The 19511-nt window shown below is 60.7% G+C and carries 13 protein-coding genes; 3 read left to right on the forward strand and 10 right to left on the reverse strand.

Going from position 1 to position 19511, the window contains the following annotated elements; translation table 11 throughout:
- Positions 1–10: 10 nt before the first annotated feature.
- From J4O76_RS18630 to J4O76_RS18640, 3 genes are all read right to left on the reverse strand, one after another.
- Positions 11–1816, reverse strand: a complete 1806-nt coding sequence (locus J4O76_RS18630; RefSeq protein ID WP_426283530.1) for a DUF885 domain-containing protein — start codon at positions 1814–1816, stop codon at positions 11–13.
- 673 nt (positions 1817–2489) lie between these two features.
- Positions 2490–2843 (reverse strand): VOC family protein, encoded by a 354-nt coding sequence (locus tag J4O76_RS18635; RefSeq protein ID WP_426283532.1) that lies wholly within the window; start codon positions 2841–2843, stop codon positions 2490–2492.
- 636 nt (positions 2844–3479) lie between these two features.
- A complete protein-coding gene (locus J4O76_RS18640) occupies positions 3480–3740 on the reverse strand; it encodes a DksA/TraR family C4-type zinc finger protein (protein WP_426283534.1) in 261 nt (86 codons plus the stop codon).
- A 351-nt stretch (positions 3741–4091) separates the two neighbouring features.
- Here J4O76_RS18640 and J4O76_RS18645 point away from each other — a divergent pair, with 351 nt between their 5' ends.
- From J4O76_RS18645 to J4O76_RS18655, 3 genes are all read left to right on the forward strand, one after another.
- Positions 4092–6110 carry a putative bifunctional diguanylate cyclase/phosphodiesterase gene (locus tag J4O76_RS18645; RefSeq protein WP_426283535.1) on the forward strand — a complete coding sequence of 673 codons (2019 nt, stop codon included), beginning with the start codon at positions 4092–4094 and terminating at the stop codon, positions 6108–6110.
- 170 nt (positions 6111–6280) lie between these two features.
- Entirely contained in the window at positions 6281–7048 is a 768-nt protein-coding gene (locus tag J4O76_RS18650) for a ThuA domain-containing protein (protein ID WP_426283537.1), read from the forward strand.
- 308 nt (positions 7049–7356) lie between these two features.
- Entirely contained in the window at positions 7357–7551 is a 195-nt protein-coding gene (locus J4O76_RS18655; protein ID WP_426283539.1) for a hypothetical protein, read from the forward strand.
- A 265-nt stretch (positions 7552–7816) separates the two neighbouring features.
- On the opposite strand, the gene J4O76_RS18660 is transcribed toward J4O76_RS18655, so the two are convergent.
- The 7 genes from J4O76_RS18660 to J4O76_RS18690 all read right to left on the reverse strand — a co-directional run bounded on the left by J4O76_RS18660 (position 7817) and on the right by J4O76_RS18690 (position 19421).
- The gene (locus tag J4O76_RS18660) at positions 7817–9814 is read right to left on the reverse strand and encodes a glycoside hydrolase domain-containing protein (protein WP_426283542.1); all 1998 of its coding nucleotides are present in this window, start codon (positions 9812–9814) and stop codon (positions 7817–7819) included.
- A gap of 176 nt (positions 9815–9990) precedes the next feature.
- The gene (locus J4O76_RS18665; RefSeq protein WP_426283544.1) at positions 9991–11139 is read right to left on the reverse strand and encodes a YdcF family protein; all 1149 of its coding nucleotides are present in this window, start codon (positions 11137–11139) and stop codon (positions 9991–9993) included.
- Entirely contained in the window at positions 11136–13706 is a 2571-nt protein-coding gene (locus tag J4O76_RS18670; protein WP_426283547.1) for a TonB-dependent receptor, read from the reverse strand. Before J4O76_RS18670 ends, J4O76_RS18665 begins: the two co-directional genes overlap by 4 nt.
- A gap of 595 nt (positions 13707–14301) precedes the next feature.
- Positions 14302–14859 (reverse strand): transcriptional regulator, encoded by a 558-nt coding sequence (locus tag J4O76_RS18675; protein ID WP_426283548.1) that lies wholly within the window; start codon positions 14857–14859, stop codon positions 14302–14304.
- 244 nt (positions 14860–15103) lie between these two features.
- The gene (locus J4O76_RS18680) at positions 15104–16138 is read right to left on the reverse strand and encodes a site-specific integrase (RefSeq protein ID WP_426283549.1); all 1035 of its coding nucleotides are present in this window, start codon (positions 16136–16138) and stop codon (positions 15104–15106) included.
- Positions 16139–16845: 707 nt separating this feature from the next.
- Complete coding sequence (locus J4O76_RS18685) at positions 16846–17862, reverse strand: glycosyltransferase (protein WP_426283776.1); 1017 nt, start codon at positions 17860–17862, stop codon at positions 16846–16848.
- A 170-nt stretch (positions 17863–18032) separates the two neighbouring features.
- A complete protein-coding gene (locus tag J4O76_RS18690) occupies positions 18033–19421 on the reverse strand; it encodes a hypothetical protein (RefSeq protein WP_426283551.1) in 1389 nt (462 codons plus the stop codon).
- Positions 19422–19511 lie beyond the last annotated feature (90 nt).

Genomic DNA, 19511 nt, shown 5'->3' on the forward strand with positions numbered 1-19511 from the left:
TCCCCGTCTGCTACGCGATCCGCTCCCGCGCGACCTTCTCCAGCACCGTCAACGGCATCGCTCCCATGGTCAGCACGCGGTGGAACTGCTTCGGGTCCCAGTTGGCGCCGGCCTTCCGCTTGGCTTCGTCGCGCAGGCGGACCCACACGGTATGACCGATCTTGTAGCTGCAGGCCTGTCCGGGCCAGACGGTGTAGCGGTCGATCTCACCCTGGCTGCGCCCTCGGGCGATACCGGTTGTGGCAATCAGGTAATCGGTCGCCTTCTCCCTGCTCCAGCGCTTGGCATGCATGCCTGAATCGACCACCAGACGGGTGGCGCGAAACAGCAGCGACTGGAGGTAGCCAACCTGGCCCAGCGGGTTTCCATCGTAAACGCTCATCTCGTCGGCAAGCTGTTCGGCGTAGAGCGCCCAGCCCTCGGAATACCCCGAATAGAAGCCGCGGCGGCGGATCAGCGGGATGTCCTCGCTCTCCAGCGCCGACATGACCTGGAGATGGTGGCCCGGAATCGCCTCGTGATAGCTCAGCGTCGCCAAGCCGAATTTCGGGCGATCGAACGTATCACGCAGATTAATGAAATAGATCGCCGATCGCGACCCATCGAGAGAGGCGGATTGATAATAGCCACCGGGCGCACCGGCCTGGATCGCCTCGGGAACGCGGCGCACCTCGACCGGTGCCCTGGGCAGAACCGCGAATTGCTCGGGCAGGCGCTTCGCCATCGCGGCGATTTGCGCACGGAGTTGCTCGAGCAGCGCCTCGCGACCGGTATCGGTGTTGGGGTAGAGCTGGTCGGGTCGCTTGTTGAGCGCGACGAGGCGCTCGCCGACGCTACCCTGCGTCATACCTTGCGTCTTCAGGATGCCATCGATACGCGCGCTGATTTCGGCGACCTGCGCCAGACCCAACTTGTGGATCTCGTCGCCTGTCAGTTCCACCGTGGTGGCGGCACTCGCCGCGGCGGCGTAATACGCGTCGCCGTCCGGCAACCGCCAGACGCCCGCATCGTGCGTCGCCTTGCTGCGCAGTTCGGTCACCAGAGCACGTTGCCGATCAAGCGCGGGAAACACCCGTTCGCTCATCAGCGCCGCGACCGCCAAGCCGCGCTCGAGCGGCAAGCCGGCCGCCTTGAGCTTGGCAGCCAGATCGGTTGCCGGGCCGGACAGTTCGGGCGCCTTGTCGCGCACCGACGCCAACTGTTTCAGCGTGGTGTCGAGGATATAGTCCGGCGCGAACACGCCCTTGGCTGCATCCTCGCGCTGCCGCTCGGTTTCGGCATCGATAGCGCCTGCAAAGGCTTGCACGCGGGCGACATAGGCGTCCGCGTCGCCGGCGGTTTTCACCGCATGCTGGTTGGCCAGGAAGTCGGGGACGTCGCGATAGGCGCCGCTCAACTGGGTCAGCACATAGGGCGCGTACCGGCCCGCACTGGCGCCGTACGCGAAGCGCTGCCCCGCGATCATGCGGTCCAGGCTGTATTGGACGACGTCGTAATCGATCTTTGCCGCGTCGCCCAACGCGTCGCGCGACACCGTCTTCAGCGTAGCGAGTTCGGTCTTGGCCCGCGCGAACTGGCGCTGCTCGCCGACACGCGAGGTATCGTCGAGCTTCGATTTAAGTCCGATCCGCGCGCCGGCGTCGAGGCCGAGCGAGGTCGCTTGTTCGGGGCTGTCGTCCAGCCGGGCGTAGAAGAACCGGTCGAGCATGGCACGCAATTTCGCGTCGTCGCGACCAATCGCAGCACGCGCGATCGCTGGCAGCGCCAACAGAGCAGAGGCGAGGCCGGCGGACGTGATAAAGTGGCGACGATGCATGAACGCTCCAGACCGATCGGTTACGCGCACCCTGCGCGGTACGGACACGGTCTGAAGGCCCCGACCGGATTTGTCGAGCATGCTCCGGGGGCACTCGGACCGAAGCATGCGGTCGTGCCCTGGCAACAAAGAAGCTCCGGCCGGTTTAGGCCAGTTTGGGCCTCATCGGTTCTGTTGGTGTGTAGCCAGAACAAGCTGCAAAGCCCCACGGCCTAGCAGGTGATTTCGTTGCAAGAAGAACTGGAGGTTAACTCTGCCGGTACCAACCATGATGCCGAAAACTTACTCACTGCTGAACTTGTCAGATGGACCGACCTTATTTTCGTCATGGAGAAGGCGCATCCAAGCAAGCTGCAGCAACGATTCCGAGAAGCTTTGTAGGCACGCGCGTAATTTGCTCGACATACCGGATGATTAGGCTTTGCTGCAGCCATAAGTGGTCCGCCTTATCGAGATCAAGGTGAGCAGGTACCCACCCGCGACCTCTATGGAAGCGCCGAAGAAGGGAGCTTAAGCGCGAAACCGGAACATGAATGAACGGCTGGCTTTGGGAAGCGGTGAAACCCGTCTGGACGTCGGCTTGTGGGTCGGTACAGCCGCCGTGGAGAGGCGGGTATTTAAAATAACCGTCACGCCTAGACCATGAGGGTCGGCGTAGCGGACCGGCTTACCATTAACCCGTGAACCCCTTTGGCGGCTCCGCTATTATAATCCGGTTGGCGTCCTGATCAGCAATCTCGGCTATAGCGCCAAAACTACCCCGGCTAATATCGCCGATAACGAGACCGAGATCGGCGAGTCTGTCCCTTTCCGCCTCAATGTTCGGCGTCACGATCGTAACTACGGATCCGCCAGCCTTCGCTACATCAAAGATTAGTTGGATGCCTGCCGTGCCGATGTTCCGCCATTGTGTCAGGGTAGGCATGGGATGGTCATCCGCGGGTCGGGCGAGTAGCGCTGAGTACCAATCTTCGGCGCGCACCATGTCGGTGACACATGCAACCGCATACAAGCCTTGGATGTTCATCGCTACTCTCCGATCAGCATCATCAGCAAGATAATGCAAAGATAGCATCACTTATAATAACGCGACGCAAAACATTTATACGCGCCTTCCAATTGTAGGCAATATCAGCCGTGAACATCGATCTGCTACGCTTGACCAGACCTATTGGCGTCTATCTTACTCCGATCATGGATATGAACGGGCGTCTAAATTTGAGGGGTGGGAAAAACGTTTGCATGCCCGTCGGTGGTTGATCCTCGTGCTTCCGGGCTGTCCTGCCTAGTTGCGCACGCGGGCATGATCGTTAAGCCTCGAAGCAAGCCAAAGCCGAGAGGGGCTAGAAATGACATACAAGACGGATCATCGCAGTCGGACTCTAGCCGTTGCTGTTTATGGTGTCGTCCTATGCGTAGGAGCGGCTGTAGGTTTGCTTGTCAGAGCTGGCGTGATCACCGACCATTTGCTCTGGTGATAGCAGCCAACGCTGGCTCAACCGACGCTCGCTTTACTCTCATAATTCGAGCTTTAACAGCAACGCCTCGGGTCGCCGAACGCGGTCCCGATGTAAACCCATGACTGAAGTCAGGGGCGGGTAGGTCTGCGCGAACGTCCGAGTATGGGCCTGGTCAGCAGAGGCCGGCCAAGACGCGGAGATAGTCACCGCAGCTGACTGTCCTTGCTGCCTCGCCGATTGAACGTAGCGGCAAGAGGCCGGTCGCGGCCGCTCTGACAAGTTACGCAGGTCCGCACCCCAGGCAGCGCTCGGCGCCGACCTTCGGGGATGTCGTCGCCACAGATTGCGCAGAACGGTTCACTCGTTCCGCTTGGCATGCTTGCGCGTGCGGTCAACACTGCGTCAGCCACTGAATCGTCAATCTGATCCTGCACCGCGCCATCGCGCGTCCAACCGCCGGCCATCTGCCTCTCCTTACTTGAGGTATATGGGGATCAGACACACCGGTGCTAATGCTAGCGCGTAAACCGATGTCCGATTCCGGGCGGCCGGTTACATCATAGACGACACTTCTGGGTCCGGCTGGACGCTGTAGGCCGGGGGGCGCTCGCCCACTTGTAGACGTTCAAACGCACGGTAGCCTTGCCAGAACCCGATATGCTCAGGGTTTATGGCTCAAGAAGCGTATGGCAGCGAACAGGGCTACAATTCTCTAACCATAAGGTAATGCTTTGGCGTCAAGCGGGGTTGGGGAGAAGCCTGTGCGACTATCGATATCAGCGCGCGTATCCATAGCCTGCACATCTGTCATCGTGATGGCGCTGGCACTGCTGGCTATCGGCCTTTCGGTTGGCAACAAGATCCATCAGGCTGACCTGCGCATTACGATTCTCAGCGATGCGTTGGGTCGCGAGGACCGGCTGGATCAGGCACAACGACGATTGCGCCAGGACGTTGGCCGCTTGACCCGGGGTGCCGAACAGGGAGTGAAGGTACCCGACGCACGTTGGAAAGAACTGCACGAGCAGATCGCGCAATTTGAGCGGGAGTCTTTGCAAGGGGGCCAATCGCACAATCGCCTAGAAACTGGATCGGCCGCTGTTCAGAAGGAGCGGCAGGCTGCAGCCGTATTCGCCACCGCCTCCGACCAGTTGATTGAAACGAGCCGTCTCAGACCCTCTGGCATCAAAGCGGACATGCCAAGGTTTCTGGGCGCGCTGACGTCTTTGGAATTGAGCCGTAGTCAGGCGCGACAAGAACTGACTACAGCGATTTGGAATGCGGCGGACAAGAACCGGCGGGAGAGCCGTCGGGATATCATTTCGGTCCTACTTGGCGGGCTCGGGATCGTAGCCATCATATTCAGCATGGCCATCTGGCTTCGTAGAAGGTTGGTATTGCCGATCACTGTCATGGCTGCGCGACTGCGCGATTTCCGTGTCGGGGAAAGCGATGGGGCGGTACCCGGACTAGAGCGGGACGACGAGCTGGGCGATCTTGCGCGTGGACTGTACGAATACCGCAGTGCAGTGGAGAGCCGTCGGTCCGCCGAGCGTCGTGCCGAGTTCCTCGCCAACCACGATATGCTGACCGGGTTAGCGAACCGACTTCTCTTCGAGAACCGTCTTGCCCACGAGCTCGCTCGCAGCGTGCGAACAGGTGACGTCGTAGCGGTCTTCGCCATCGATCTGGACGCGTTCAAGGCTATAAATGATCGAATGGGTCATTCCGGTGGAGATCAAGTGCTGAAGCGCACGGCACGGCTGTTGTCTTCGTGCGTCCGCGGCGATGACGTGGTTGCGCGTATTGGTGGTGACGAATTTGCCGTCATCCAGGTTGCGCGCTCACAACCCGAAGCCGCGGAAGCGCTGATCTCGCGCATCTTCAAGATGGCCGCCGCACCGTCAGACGAGACCGTAGCCATAAAGATGAGCATCGGAGCGGCGCTCTCCGAGCCTGGTCAGACCGGAGACGAGCTTCACGAGCTTGCGGACCGTGCATTGTACCGCGCCAAAGCCGACGGCAAAAACACGGCGCGCATCTACAACAAGGATTTGAGGGACGAGGAGAGGCGGCGAGTGCGGCTCGCGCGGGACCTCGAGGATGGCATCTCTGCGAACGAGTTTCGTCTTGCGTTTCAGCCGATCGCCGACGCTGTCTCGCTGGAGATCGTCGCGTATGAGGCTTTACTTCGCTGGCATCATCCCAGCCTGGGCGAGATACCGCCGGACATTTTCATACCCATCGCCGAGTCCAGCGGACTCATCGATGCTATCGGCTCATGGATGATCGATCACGCGCTTTGTGCTGCATCGACCTGGGCCCCGAAGGTATCGCTTGCGGTGAATCTGTCACCGATACAGTTTCGTTCAGTCGGGCTTGCTACCGAGATCTACGATGGGGCACTGCGGTGGGGGGTAGCGTTCGACCGACTAGAACTTGAAGTTACCGAGAGCGCAACTCTCCTTGGTTTCCAACGCGACAACGTCCTCACGACCCTCCGGGCGTTGCGGGAATGCGGCGCCAAAGTCGTGATGGACGATTTTGGAACAGGGCACTCGTCCCTCAGCAATCTCAAGGAATTCACCTTCGACAAGATCAAGATCGATCGGAGCTTTGTCGCGACCATGCACAACAACGCATCTTCGTCATCTATCGTGAAGGCTACGATCGGGCTCGGCAAAAGCCTGGGACTCATTATCGTTGCCGAAGGAGTTGAAACCGAAGAGCAGCTGTCCGTACTGCAGCAATGGGGTTGTGATCAGGTTCAAGGGTTCCTGATCGGGAAGCCATCTGACCTTCGCAGTATGGCCGGTGCCGAAGCGGTCAACTAGTGCCTATGAATGATCGGAGCCGTCTGCGGTATGCTAACGCCGCCAACTTCGAGAGTTTAAGCCGCTGTCGGTAGAGCAGTCGCATACCAGCATCGCTCGCCGACAAAGGTCTGGCTAGCGCTGGCCTGTTCCCGCGCTACAAGCACATGAGCTGTTGGGAGGAGCGCACAATGAAGACCGTCGTTCGGATAATTGCCGCCCTATTTTGCCTCGTTATGCCTTCCACAAGCTGGGCCGAGGATCAGTTCAAGCTGCTCGTGATCGCGACACCCAGCAAGTACCATTACGAGTATATACCTGTGGCGCGGGAAAACCTCGAGCGTTTGGCGAGGCTTCACTCGTTCGGGGTCACCTGGACAAGTGACCCTGCCGTCTTCGACCGCGACCTGCGTGAGTATGCAGCGGTGCTTTTCCTTAACACACCAGCGGAGCAGTTGAGCCAGACGCAGCGCAGCCATTTCGAGCAGTATATGCGGTCGGGTGGGAATGCCATGGTGGTGCACCGGGCAGCGATCATTCCGCCCAATGCCTGGCCATGGTACGAGAAGTTAATCGGCCGCTCCTTCATAAACCATCCGATGGTCCAGACTGCGGTCGTCACCATTGCGGACAATGGATTTCCCGCGACATTTGGCTTGCCCGACCGTTGGATATGGAGCGACGAATTCTACGTCACCAGCAATCCATATCGCATTACGATCAATCCCGTGCTGAAAGTGGACGAGACGAGCTACGATCCTACCAGGATCTGGCCTGACCAAGTGGGCAAACGGATGGGCGGGGACCATCCAGAGGCGTGGTTTCAGCAGTATGAGAAAGGGCGCGTGTTCATCACCCTGCTCGGACACAATGTCGAGATGTACCGGGACGAGCGGTATCTACAGCACCTGCTAGGCGGCATCTATTGGACGGCTACGGGGTTAGGGCGACAGCGTTGATCCATTCAGCGGGGACGGCGTTGAGACCAGTTGGATTTAAGATCTGAAACCGGCTGCACGGCTAGTGAACAAACGACCGCTTCCGGGTACCCTTGATCGGCCGGCAGACGTCCGCCTCTGGGGCTGGCCGGAAGCCGTAAGGGAGGGTACGTTCGCCCACTTGCAGACATTCAAGGCGCATGTGAAAGTAGCGTCGATGGAGGGTGTCTGTGACTGTATCGGCCAGTTCTCGAGCAGCTAATCTCGGACGCTGGCGTCCGGCCCTTTGGGCTATGCTTGGGGTCTCACTCATCCTTCCAGCCATCGCGATGTTGTTCACCGACGAGGTGCGTTGGACAGGTGCCGATTTCATTGCGGCTGCTGCTATTTTTGCCGTTTTTGGCTGTGCGATTGAGTTGATTGTTCGGTTCGTTGACCATTCGATCTTACGGATGGCTCTCGTTTGTGGAGTGATAATAGCAGCCTTGGCGATCTGGGCCGATGGCGCAGTCGGCATCCTCTAGCTTGTGTATCGGGACGGCGACTTTCCTCTCCCATCAAGACATTCGCGAGCGGATAGCCGGGCTTGAAAATCTGTTATTCGCAAAGATGAACCAGCGTCCGAGGTTGGGAAGCGAGGGAAGAGGCGTGAGCGTTTGCTTTGGGTCTTACCTCAATTATTCGTCGCATGGCCGATCACCCATAATCTTTGCCCGCGCCGCCAACGACAGTAGCGGTGAAAGTAGATCATCCGGATCAAAGCGTCGACGTTTGGGTTCGCAGGATATGTCATCGAGTCGTGACTTCTAATGTCCCCCCTATGAGCAGATCCGCATGCTGGAGGCGGAAGTTTGTAAGGGGCCGTCCGTTCAGGCTCGCGCGCGCGATCCGGCCGTTCTCGGGCCCGGAGCGCTGGATTGTCAGCGTGTGCCCATTGCCAAGTTCCATCGAGCTTCGACTGAACGCGGGCGTCGTCACGATATACCACGGTTCGCCCGGCACAAGCGGATACAGGCCGAGCGTCGCGAACACGTACCACGCTGTCAACCCGCCGGCATCGTCGTCCATTCCGTCGGCAAAGCCCTGCGGCGACAGCGCGAAGCTGCGGCCAACGAACGGCACCGGCAGCTTGCCGCTGTTGGTATAGGGATGCGCGATCGGCTTGGTCAGGATCGTGTGGATCAGGTCGGCGGTGGCTTGCGGCTGGCCGAGCGCGGCGAACATCCACGGGACCTGGATGTCGGGCTCGTTGGTCATGTTGAACAGGCCGGCATCGAAGAAATGGTGGAGTTCGCCGAGCATCCGTTCGCGGCCGACCGTCGCGGTCATCCACGGCAGGTCGAAGATCGGCGCCCAGCGATATTGCCACAAGGTGCCCTGATACAGCCCGCGCGCCTTGACCACGTCGCCGTCCGCGCCCGGCGTCTGGAACACCGATCGCCACATCGGGCGATAGCTCTGCGCCTTGGCGGTGAAGGTCCACGCAAGATCGGTGCGGCCGAGATCGCGCGCGAGTTCGGCGGTCGCCCAATCGTCATACGCCGCCTCGATCTGCTCGTCGGGCGTGCCGCGCTTGAGCGCGTCGCTGTCCGCCGCCATTCCCACCAGCGCGGCGTCCGCGTCGAACACGATGCCCTTGCGGTGCATGTCGAGAAGAGCGATCCCGGCATGTTCGGTGCGGACCGTCAGGAACGGCTCGTGCGGGGTCGACCATTGCGCTTTGCCGCCCGCGTAGAGTGCGACCAGCGATTGCGCGATATCGGCGCTGCGCTCGGGCTGGAGCAATGCGAGCAACGGCATCTGGGTACGGTAATTGTCCCATAGCGACCAGTTGGCGTAGCGCGTCCGACCCTTGAGCGAAGTCTGTACCACGCCCTTATTGTCGCGGTGGCGGCCGTCGGGATCGTCGATCGCGACCGGGGTTTCCATGACTCGGTAGAGCGACGTGTAGAACAGCGCGCGCCGGTCTTGCGAGCCGCTTAACGTGACGCGGCCTAGGATGCGGTTCCAGGCGGCGCGTGTTTCGCCCGCGACGGCGGCAAGGGACTTGCTACCGACTTCCGTGTCGCGAACCGATGCTGCGCCGCGTCCGTCGACGGTCGACAGGCCGGTACGGATTTCGATTGCGTCGCCCGCTTTGCCGATGATGTGGAGCGTTGCCAGATCGTTTGTACCAGCGGTCAGCGTCTGGTGGATTGGCCGTCCGTTGACGAGGATCCGGCTGGCGGTGTGGAGATGATAGGCACCTTGGTCACAGACCGTCCCCGCAACAAGGTCGGCGCGGAGGTCGTCGCTGGTGAGGCTGTCCCAGCTGGCCGCCAGACGTTTCGAATAGCTGTGTCGCGGGTCGATCCGCAGGTCGACGGCGCCAGCTCGGGGGAGGGTGAAGCGCAGCACGCCGGCACCCCGCGTCGCTGTCATCTCGGCTTGGATGCCACGGTCGTAGCGGACGCGGTAGGTGCCGGCGCGCGCGGTTTCGCTGGGTTTGTCGATTAACGCCGGGCCGGTCTGATCAGCATAACGCAGCGAGATCATCAGGTCGCCGCCTGCGCCGCCGCAGCCGACGCCGACGCCACGGGTGTGCGAGAAGCCGAGCAATGTGGTCGCGGCGTGATCGTAGCCGGCATGGTTGGCCGGGCTGGTGTCGGGGCCGAGCTGCATCATGCCGAACGGTGCGACGGCGGCGGGGGAGAGTTGGCCGAAGTCGGCGAGCGTGCCCACGAACGGGTCGACTAGGTCGGCGGGGGTGTCCTGAGCGTTAGCCGCAGCGGGGGCCAGGAGGAGCACGATGAGCAGCGGATATTTCAACCACGCCGGCGAAGGCCGGGGCCCAATTGGAAAGGTGGTCGTAATGGAGCGCGATCCCAAGTTACCGCCGTCCCCTGATTGGGCCCCGGCCTTCGCCGGGGTGGAACTAGGGGTGGTGTTTGTCGTGCTAGAGAATGCGTGCCTGAAATAATCGCTCATGGGTCGAGAGGATCGCGCGGATCTTGGCGTAGGGATAGCCGCGACGGTTCAAATTCGAGGTCGTACGCCGACAGCCGCCGCCCGACCGTACCCGGCAGATACCCCAGCTCCGTGCGGTTGCGGTCGGTGAAGGTCCGGCTGTCAATGTATTTGCTCTGCTCGGCGTCGGTTACGATCAGCGTCGGTCGGTCGAGTGGGATGCCAAGCGCTACCATCCGCCGCGTCGCGTTGCGCAGGTTGGTTGTCGTATGCCGCGCATACGGCTCGAGAATGACGCGGTCAGACGGGATGCCATAGCGCTCGACTAGTGCGCGACGGATCTCGACCGCTTCGACGAACCGGGTGCCGCGCGGATGCACCGCGCTGCCCGAGACGAGGATGAACGGTGCGAGACCTTGGCGATAGCGTTGCGCCGCGAGCAGCGCGTGGAGCTTGCTGCGTGGACTGAGCGTGGTGCCGACGTCCTCGGGGCCGACGCCGGGGACGATCAGCAGCGCATAGCGGAACGCCTTCCAGTCGGTCCGCGGCGCGAGTGCGCGCGCACCGGCATTCTCACGCTGGTCGAGTGGTTCGAACCGCGTCGCGGCCGTCGCATCGTTGGCGTCGAGCAACGCCACCGCCAACCGCACGCTCGCTGCGATCGTCGCAGGCGGCGCATCGGACGCGGCGCGCGCGGTATCGATCGCGACCTTTACGCTATCGGTGAAGAAGGGCGTGTCGGTGGCGAAGATCGGGCCGTCGATCTTGGGATAGCGGCCCGGCAAGCCGAGGCCGTAGACCCGGAGCACGACGTTCAGTGCATCGAGTTCCTGGTTGATGCCGGCCGCTACCGAAAGGTCGGCATTCGACTTCGGCCGCGCGCCATTCTTGGACAGACTGGGGACGACCATCGCCCGGTCCTGATCGGTCCAGATCGTCGCCTCGATCACGCAGGCGGGCACGTCACTGCATGCGGCAATCCGTCGCGCTCGCGTATCGAACGTCACGGTCGGCAGCCGGCCCAGCGCGCCGAGCATCGGGAACAGTCGCTCAGACAGCGTGTCGACCACCGTGTCGCTGACCGCCACGGGTGCAGGCGTCTGCGCCCACACCGGTGCAGCCGCCGTCATCGCCAGCGCCGCGACCATCAAACGCAAGCCCGTCACCAGGACTTGCTGACCACGAGGCGGACGTTGCGACCGAAGATCGGCCGGCCGTAGATCGCGTCCGCGGTACCCTGGCCGCTCAACTGATCGGTGCGCGTATTGCCTTCGGTAAGGCCCTTCGCGTTGAACAGATTGTCGCCGACGACCTGCATCTGCCACGTGTCGTGCGTCAGCGTGAGCCCAGCGCCGACCGTCTGATACGAAGGCAGGGCAGTGTTGTTGAAGAAGTCGACATAGCGTTTGCCGGTATATTCGTAGCGGCCGTACAGCTGCACGGAATTGCCCGCGACGTCGAAGTCGACCGAGGGACGGATGTTGCCATAGACCTTCGGCTCGCGGACGATCTGGTTGCCCTCGACGTCGCCCGCGCTCGCGCCGTTGGCGTTGACGAGGCTCTTATACTGCGGATCACTGATCGTCAGCGCGCCGGTGACCGCGAAACCGTGCGGGAGCGCGAGGTTGCCGTCGATCTCGATGCCCTTGATCTCCGCCTTCCCGACGAACGGCACCGACTGGTCGTTGCGGCCGGTGACCGGGTCCAGCGCGACGAACGACGCGTTGAGCGGATTGTAGCGCGTGTAGAAGCCGATCAGGTACAGATACGACCGGCCGAATGCGGCCTTCAGTCCGACCTCATACTGGTTCGCCTTCGACGTGATGATCGTCGGGTTGATCTGATACGTCACCTGCGTAGATGGCGGCGTTTCGAGGTGCGAGGCGCGCGCATAGGCACCGAAGTGCTTGGTGACGTCGTAGTTGATGCCCCCCGTCCAGTTGGTGATGCTGGGGCTGAGCTTCGAGTTGATGATCTGGCCGGTGAACGCGCGGACCGCGTTGTCGGCGAGCGTGTTCGAATCGCCGAGGTTGGCGGAGGCGGTTGCGAAGGCATAGCCCTCGAAGCTGTAGCGCTCGTGGCGAATGCCACCGTCGAGGGTCAGGCCCTTGACCAGTTCCCACGTGTCGTTGGCATAGAGCGCATACATCGAGGCGTCAGTGTTGCCGCGGTTGAGCGTCGTCGTATAGCGCAGCACGCCGTTGTCGGTGACCGAGCCGACCGCCTGGCCCGCGGCGTTGTACGCGATCAGATCGAGCGTGCGCGGCTTGCCCTTCACCTCAAGCAGATAGTCCTGGTACGCGACCTCGTTGGTCTCGCCGTACAGGCTGCCATACACGCCGACGCGCAGGTCATGCGTGCCGAACCCGGTCGCGATCGACCGCGTGACGCTCAGGTCGCCTTGTGTCGAATAGTATTTCGAGACGACGTCTCGGAACTGCGCGGGGACAACCAGGCCCGACGCGGTGTTCGGGTCATAGACCTCGGCGCCATTGGTGCCGGCGATCGCATAGCCCAGCCGCGTCACGCCGGCGCCGAACGCCTTGCGGGCGTTATCCAGGTTGGTCGGAGTGCCGATCCCGTTGCTCGTCGCGTTGGCGTAGGCGTTGGCATCCGACGGATTGCTGGTCGAATACAGCGCGTCGAAATGCAGCTTGCCGACGCTGACGCCGCCCTTCGCCGCGACTTTCCAACCGTCGAAATCGGCGTCGTATTGCACGCCGACGTTGCCGAACTGGGTGTGGCGACCATTACCGAGATCGGCGTCGACGTTGCGCGTCGTGCCGTCGGCCTCGCGGAACCGGATATTCGCGTTGCGCAGCCCGGGCGAGTTCATCGTGCCGCTGAAGAAATCGATATACTGGATGAGCGACTTGCTCGGATCGCGCGGGTCGGCAGTTGGGATCGGTAGGTAGAACACGTTGTGGTCGTTCAGGTAATTGCCCGAGAGTCGCAGCGACCCGTTGCTGAAGTCGTGCTTGATGTTGGCGCGGACCTGGCCACCGCGATCGTTCGGGAAGCCGTTATCGCGGTAGCCGTCGTGGCGGCGCAGGAACCCGCCGATCGCGTAATAGGTCGAGTCGTCGATCGGGCCTGCTTGGTACCCGTCGAGCCGGTAGAGCCCGGTGTCGCCGAGCGTCACCTGCGCCTTGCCGCGCGTCGTGTCGGTCCCCGATACGGTGATGTTGTTGACGATCGCCGCGGCATAGCTCGCATAGACCGGGGCAGGGCCGCCGCGTACGACCTCGACGCGCTGCGTCATCAGGTCGAACCGGTTGATGCTGTCGCCGCGGAAGAAGTTGCCGTCATTCTCGTGGAACAGCGGCAGTCCGTCCTGCTGGAAGGTGACGAGGCCGCCGTCGCTTGGCAGGCCGCGCAGGCGGATGATGTTCTGGACCTCGCCACCGGTGTTCTCGACCGCGAAGCCGGGCAATTTGCCGAGCAGGTCGGCAAAGTTGATCGGCGCGAGCTTCTGGATGTCGGCGTTGCTGAGCGAGTTGACCGCGTAGGAGACGTCGAAGCGGCGCTGCTGGCGGGCAGACCCGGTCACGATAATGTCGCTGCCGCCGGCGTCAGGCGCCGCGGCGTCTGGTACGGCAGTTTCTGGAACAGCATCGGCCGGGGGCGTGGCGGTCGTAGGAGTGACGGGGGCGGTTTGAGCCCAGGCCGGCGACTGCGGGGCGATGCTCAACGCGAGAATGGCGCAACCCGTGCGCAAGCCAAATTTGGTCATCTATTCGTCCCAACCCCTGTTCAATGAAGCGCCGTTGGACGCTCAATGTGACAGTTTCATTAACGGTGCGGAATAACGCGATGTACTAGACCAAAGGTAACGTAGCATCGATCCTGCCAGCGGGGATGACACCGGCGGATTTATCATCGGACTTGCCGCGCAAGCTTCTTATATCGCCATCCTCATTCAGCATCGGAGATTGCCTTAAGCTGTGCAACCGCCGAGCTATGCAAATACCACTCGGTCAGAGCCGCCTGCATCGGGTAGAAGCTTGTGGGGAGAGCAATAGCGCCGAGCAAAGTGGCAAGACCAAGCCGTTTCAACGTCATCTGAAAAGACTGCCAGCATCAACGAATGTCTGCAATTGGCAGGCGCTTGGCCAACACAGAACGACCCGATGTGGGCGTACTCACACTACGGTCATCGCACGTCTGGCGAATGCTATGCCGACGGCGCGCCGCGCGTCCATCAGATCGGCGCCAAGTCCTTGCGCCCGTCTTCGCAGACCCGTGGGTGGCGTATTCGCAACAACCGACCGCGAACGACGTAAATATCGGTCGTTCCGCATGACGAGTGGCCGGAAGCGCCGACACCGTCAGCGACGGTATTGCTCCGCCAGTTCCGTCGCGGCACCTCGCACCGCAAGCCATCGTTGACGCTCCGCCTCGGCGTCCGCCAGCGCTCTATGAGCTGGCGCCTTCCCGCGCGCGCGCGCCTCGATCAGCGTGACCAGATCCTCGACCGTTGCGTCCAGAAGGTCGGGCGGGACACTGGGGGCAAGGATTATGCGGGCATCTTCGTCGATGGCATCATCGGTGTCGCGAAGGCGAAGCGCGCGCCGGTCGAGACCCGCACCACGAAGCAGGACGCTAAGCCACTTCCCGTCCCAGGATGGCGCGCTGGCGAGGAGGTCGTGGCCGGCAAGTACGTCGATCATGCGCTGCGCAACTACGTCATGGGGCTCTCCGGCGCTCAGCAGCGTGCTGCGAGAAATATGATGGATAGCCTCCGCGTCTTCGTGCCAGTCGGTCCACGATGGTGCTGGGCGGATGAGGTGGGTCTCGGACCGCCCGTCCGCAAACACCCACGCCACCTCGATCGGGTAGCTTTGCTTGGCGAGCGACGAGGCTTCGAAGTCGAGAAAAACCAGCATGAGATCTTTAGCAGCCTTCGCGGGACGGTCCGAATGGATAGGACAATGGCGTCTGGGCCGCCATGGCTGGGCATACGCTGAGCCGCAACGGCCAAGGCGCTTTCCACAGACCTGTGCGCGCCTACCACCCAAATTTTTACGAGGTCGACTGCTCGACATGTACTGGTGTAGACGTGTCGAACATCATACATGTGGGGAGGTCTGCTGATGATGCGCAGGCAAGACGCGCATCATAATCAAAGACTTACAGAAATCGCTGTCCCGCATGATCCTTGAAGAGATCCGCATTACGGACATAGTCGGCAAGCACCTGTACCGATTTATGCCGGCTTACCTCCTGTAGCTTGAAAATCGTCGCCCCTTGCGACGCGCCCTCGGTGAGGAACCCTGCGCGTAAGGAATGCCCCGCAAAGTGCGTCGGATCATAGCCGGCAGCGGCCGCATAATGCTGGACGAGCCGCGCGATCGCCCGGTCTGACATGGGGGCGGGCGTCATCGCATCGCGCCGCGACAGGCGTCGAAACAGTGGTCCCTCGGCATGCCCAGCTGCAGCCATCCAAGCGAGAAGCAACGCCTTGGGTCGGATGCGCGAGCCTTCTGGGATCGCGATAACGATGCCTTGCCGTGTCTGATCGGTCTTCGAATGGGCGATGGTCAGCCTGAGCCCTTCGGGCACGATCCCGATATGTTCTACCTGCAGGGCGACGATCTCGGACCGCCGCAACGCGGCCGCCATCCCGATCGCCAGGATCGCCCGATCGCGTAGCGCCCTGAGCCCTTCGCCTTCGATCGCGGCCAGCATGTTGCGGAGCGCAGCCGCGTCTGCCGGACGCTTTTGTCGTTTGGCACACCCGTGTTCCGCGCGAATGCCGGCAAGCACTTCGGCCAGCCGCCCGGCGGTTGGCATCGCGGTCGGCGCCGGATGGCCGCCTGCGCGATGATGATGCCCGATTGCCGCCACCCGACGATTGATCGTCGACGGGTTGAGTCCCGCACTGGCCTGATCGCTGGCAAAGACGGCGACGACATCGGGCGTTGCCGGCAATGACGCCAGGCCGTGCTGCGTGCACCACGCCGTGAAGATCACCCAATCGGAGTCATACGCGCGCCGCGTCGCGCCGGCCCGGGCGGCTTTGGCGTATGCGGCCGCCCGCTCGATCTTTTCGTGGAGGATCGCGGGGAGCGTCGGCTCGTCAGGATCTACCGTAACGAGTGCGGTTGGCGCCAGCGCGAGGTCCAGATCGACCGGTGTTGGCTCGAGGGGGTGTGGAGCGACCATATAGAGCGTGTGCCACGCTCGCTTTCGGCGCGCTACCTTTTCGTCCGAGAATGACAGTTATCGGACACAAGTATGCGATGCACCGCCTTAGGACTTGTCGGCTACCTCAGATGCGCTTCGTCATGGTTCCGCCGACAAATATAGACGTCCGCGTCGTCGTGGACGGATTGCTAGGTCGTACAGAATGTTGATGACGAAACCATTGACGCCATCCCACACATCGAAGCCGAGCGAAGTTTGAGATGTTCAAAACGGCTCGCCATTGCCAAAACCTAGTCACGTTTAGACGACAGCTTCTCAGTTCGGTAGCCGTCGTACTAGTCACCTGCCCAATTACAGATCGATCAGGTTTACCTTGTGCCAACGACCACAACGCCTTCACGGACCAGATGTTGATCAGAGTTGGGCCATGACATGCCGGAATACAGATCTGTGAGATGCGCGGTAGTGAAGCGTTATTCCAAAATAAAACCAGGTTGTGACCGGGCCATGTCACTTGGCCAACCTTTAGAAATCGACCACGGTCAGCTACGGCGATCTACAACTTGTATCTCAATCCAGATGCGCAGCGCAATTGCAAAATTACTCAACGGCCCACCAATTCACCCGACAATTGAACGCGTCACACTATTGTCGACGCGACAGCTCCAGTCGAACGCTCTCTAACATACCAATGATTACTACAGAGCAGTAAGTAGGTTTATACGCTAGCGTGGCCATTCAAGTGCTTGACGACGGCGCCGTATGGATAGGCGCGAAGGTGTCAACAGCGGCATACACAACTGATCGAACCTAAGCTTGAAATACTGCCAATCGCCATCGGAACCGGCAAGAGGCTTGAGATGCTGTTCGATGCGATCAGGCAGCGTTCGAGTCGCGCTATATCCGCCGGCCCAATTCGCGTACCATGCATCCAGACAGGCTTGATGCGCCGCCTTTACGCGTTGACGCGTTTGCACGTCCAACGACTCAGCGAACGTAAGGTGCTCTAATATGCCAGTGACGAATAAACGTTCCCGCTCGACATTGCGTGACAACGTTTGGACCGCCGTCCGGCTAATAAACCGTGGAGCTCTGGGCTCGTTCGCGAACCATCCATTACTCTGGTTGGTATCATGGAGTCGGTGCCGTGTCTGGGCGGTGGGAATATAGACGATCCCGCCCCCGAACGCTGCTTCCAAAGATATCAGCCAATCAAATGCAAGAGCGCGCGTGAAGGCAGATCCGCCGAACAAGCGGCGCCGCACTAGCATACCATGGGCTGAGACAAGAGGACGAAATATCCAGGTCAGCCGATCTCTTGCGCGGTAAGGCGGTGGCAGGCTCGCCGACAGTTCTCGACCAAACTCTACACCATTTCCATCGATTAGCCACGACGAGCCAAAGCAAAGATCTGCCTCACCCAGTCCGTTAACGAGTTTTTCAAGCTTGTCTGACGCCCAGATATCATCTTGATCAGAAACGGCAATCAAATCGGCCCGTGCCACATGCGCAAGCTGCTGCAAACGTCGGCGTTGGCCCATATTACCTTCGCTAGGAAGGATAATAATACGATCATCCCGAGCAGCTAACCCCGTAGCTATCGACATGGTCCCGTCATTCGACCCATCGTCGCAAATCAACAATTCCCAATCTGCAAAGCTTTGCGCCGTGATCGAGTTGATTTGCTCCTCAAGGAACTGAGCACCATTATAGGTCGGCAGAAGAATACTGATTCTGGTCATTTTATTCACTGCATTGTTTTAAGGATTGAAGGTTGAAAAACCCCTAGGTTACGCCCAGTGGGTATAGCATGACGCAACTCTACGATTCCCAAAATACGCTCGGTCTGCTCTATATGCGACCCCGCAATAGGAACGCTTTGGGCTCGCCACATCGATCCAATACTTTTTACTCAGCGTATTTTATTATTGCTTAGAATTAGGCCGCCTTTGCCCAATTTACCCAACGCCAAGCGGTCGGGTATCCCAGAGAACACGCCGTTACTGACTATTGCCTGATGAAGTTTCGGCGCCGGATCGGCGTAAATGAAGCTGCGAATTGGGCCTGGCCGGGTTAGGCCCCGCGTCACCACAGTATGATCAATACGACAGTTTCCGCTTGCTGTTCGCGTGACGACGATCGGGATCCCCGCGACATTGTTCATGCGAATACGATCGATCACGACATCCTGTCCGCCGATTTCGACCCCGTTGGGGCGGAACGAGCCACTGGTAGGGGTTAAGTCAGTAAGAACCCCACCAGTGATTTTCGGGCGGATGGCATACTCATGGGTCGATATCCCGGCCCAGCATGCAGCGCCGGCTCCTTCCACGGTTGGATCCGTGACCATACAGTCGGCCGCCCCCCGTAAAAGCGTTGCGCCATCAACAAAGTCACTGCCGTCGCGCCCGCCGATAATGATCGCCGCATTGCTAAATCCGGGATCGCGGTTTCGGCCGGTAACGCAATCGCGCAGCGTAGGGGCAATAAGGTTGCAACCACTCACCCCGAACGTATCGTACGCCCCCTCGCCGTATAAATAGGCGCCAGCTGCCGAAGAACGCTCGACTAGCGGGCGCGTATAGATGACATTCTTTCCGCCAACGACCGAGAAGCCCCGCGCAGCGGAGTCGCGGCTTATCCCATTCGACACCTGAATGTCGCGACAGACTTGACCTTGATTCCGGTACGATACGACGGCGAATCCATCGTCGCCGGTACTTTCACTGAGCGGGCTCTCGAAGACGAGCTCGCGCGACCCATTGGTGATGTGAATGCCATCAGCGAGGCTGTCGCGCACAACTGCCCGAACGATGCGACCACGGCTCGCATTGTCGAACAAAAATCCCGCTCCGCCGACGCCGTAACCGGTACCCACCGCACCAACGGCAACGTTCTCTATCGTAAATTGTGTGGCAGGATTCGCTTTGCCGTCGCCGATCAGAATACCAATAGAGCCAGGGTTGGCCGTTCGCGCGCGTGCCGCACCTAGTAAACGCAGATTCGCCAGTCGCCACCCGTCACCGAGACAAACTAATACCTGCGGACCGTCCGACAATGCCGTAAACGTACACCCCTGCCCGTTGAGCGAAACACCATCAAGTTTCAGCGGACCGTCGTGACGGTAATTCGCATCGGCATCTGCAAAAAGATCAAAACGCTCTTCATGCGCCGCTAAGAATGCGTTTTTGAGCTGGGTCCACTGATCTTTCTTTGAAAAACGATCGATCCCAAAATGTGACAGTGGCAGCCCCCGTCGGCTACCCGCTGATCCGGCCTTTCGACCCGCACCCTGCGCCATTGTCGGCGCTTCGGTGTTTGCAAGCGCTCGTGTACCGGCGTTGCCGCAGGCGGCCGTGCCAAGCACACCGGCTAACCCCACTACGATGGT

The sequence above is a fragment of the Sphingomonas sp. NFX23 genome, from assembly GCF_049887795.1.
In the GTDB taxonomy this organism is placed as follows: Bacteria; Pseudomonadota; Alphaproteobacteria; order Sphingomonadales; family Sphingomonadaceae; genus Sphingomonas.

Bases quoted from the DNA above. Each gene is read 5' to 3' on its own strand.
- J4O76_RS18635 (WP_426283532.1), bottom strand. From the start codon at position 2,843: ATGAACATCCAAGGCTTGTATGCGGTTGCATGTGTCACCGACATGGTG.
- J4O76_RS18640 (WP_426283534.1), bottom strand. From the start codon at position 3,740: ATGGCCGGCGGTTGGACGCGCGATGGCGCGGTGCAGGATCAGATTGAC.
- J4O76_RS18650 (WP_426283537.1), top strand. From the start codon at position 6,281: ATGAAGACCGTCGTTCGGATAATTGCCGCCCTATTTTGCCTCGTTATG.
- J4O76_RS18690 (WP_426283551.1), bottom strand. From the start codon at position 19,421: ATGGCGCAGGGTGCGGGTCGAAAGGCCGGATCAGCGGGTAGCCGACGG.
- J4O76_RS18630 (WP_426283530.1), bottom strand. From the start codon at position 1,816: ATGCATCGTCGCCACTTTATCACGTCCGCCGGCCTCGCCTCTGCTCTG.
- J4O76_RS18685 (WP_426283776.1), bottom strand. From the start codon at position 17,862: ATGACCAGAATCAGTATTCTTCTGCCGACCTATAATGGTGCTCAGTTC.
- J4O76_RS18655 (WP_426283539.1), top strand. From the start codon at position 7,357: ATGTTGTTCACCGACGAGGTGCGTTGGACAGGTGCCGATTTCATTGCG.
- J4O76_RS18670 (WP_426283547.1), bottom strand. From the start codon at position 13,706: ATGACCAAATTTGGCTTGCGCACGGGTTGCGCCATTCTCGCGTTGAGC.
- J4O76_RS18645 (WP_426283535.1), top strand. From the start codon at position 4,092: ATGGCGCTGGCACTGCTGGCTATCGGCCTTTCGGTTGGCAACAAGATC.
- J4O76_RS18675 (WP_426283548.1), bottom strand. From the start codon at position 14,859: ATGCTGGTTTTTCTCGACTTCGAAGCCTCGTCGCTCGCCAAGCAAAGC.
- J4O76_RS18680 (WP_426283549.1), bottom strand. From the start codon at position 16,138: ATGGTCGCTCCACACCCCCTCGAGCCAACACCGGTCGATCTGGACCTC.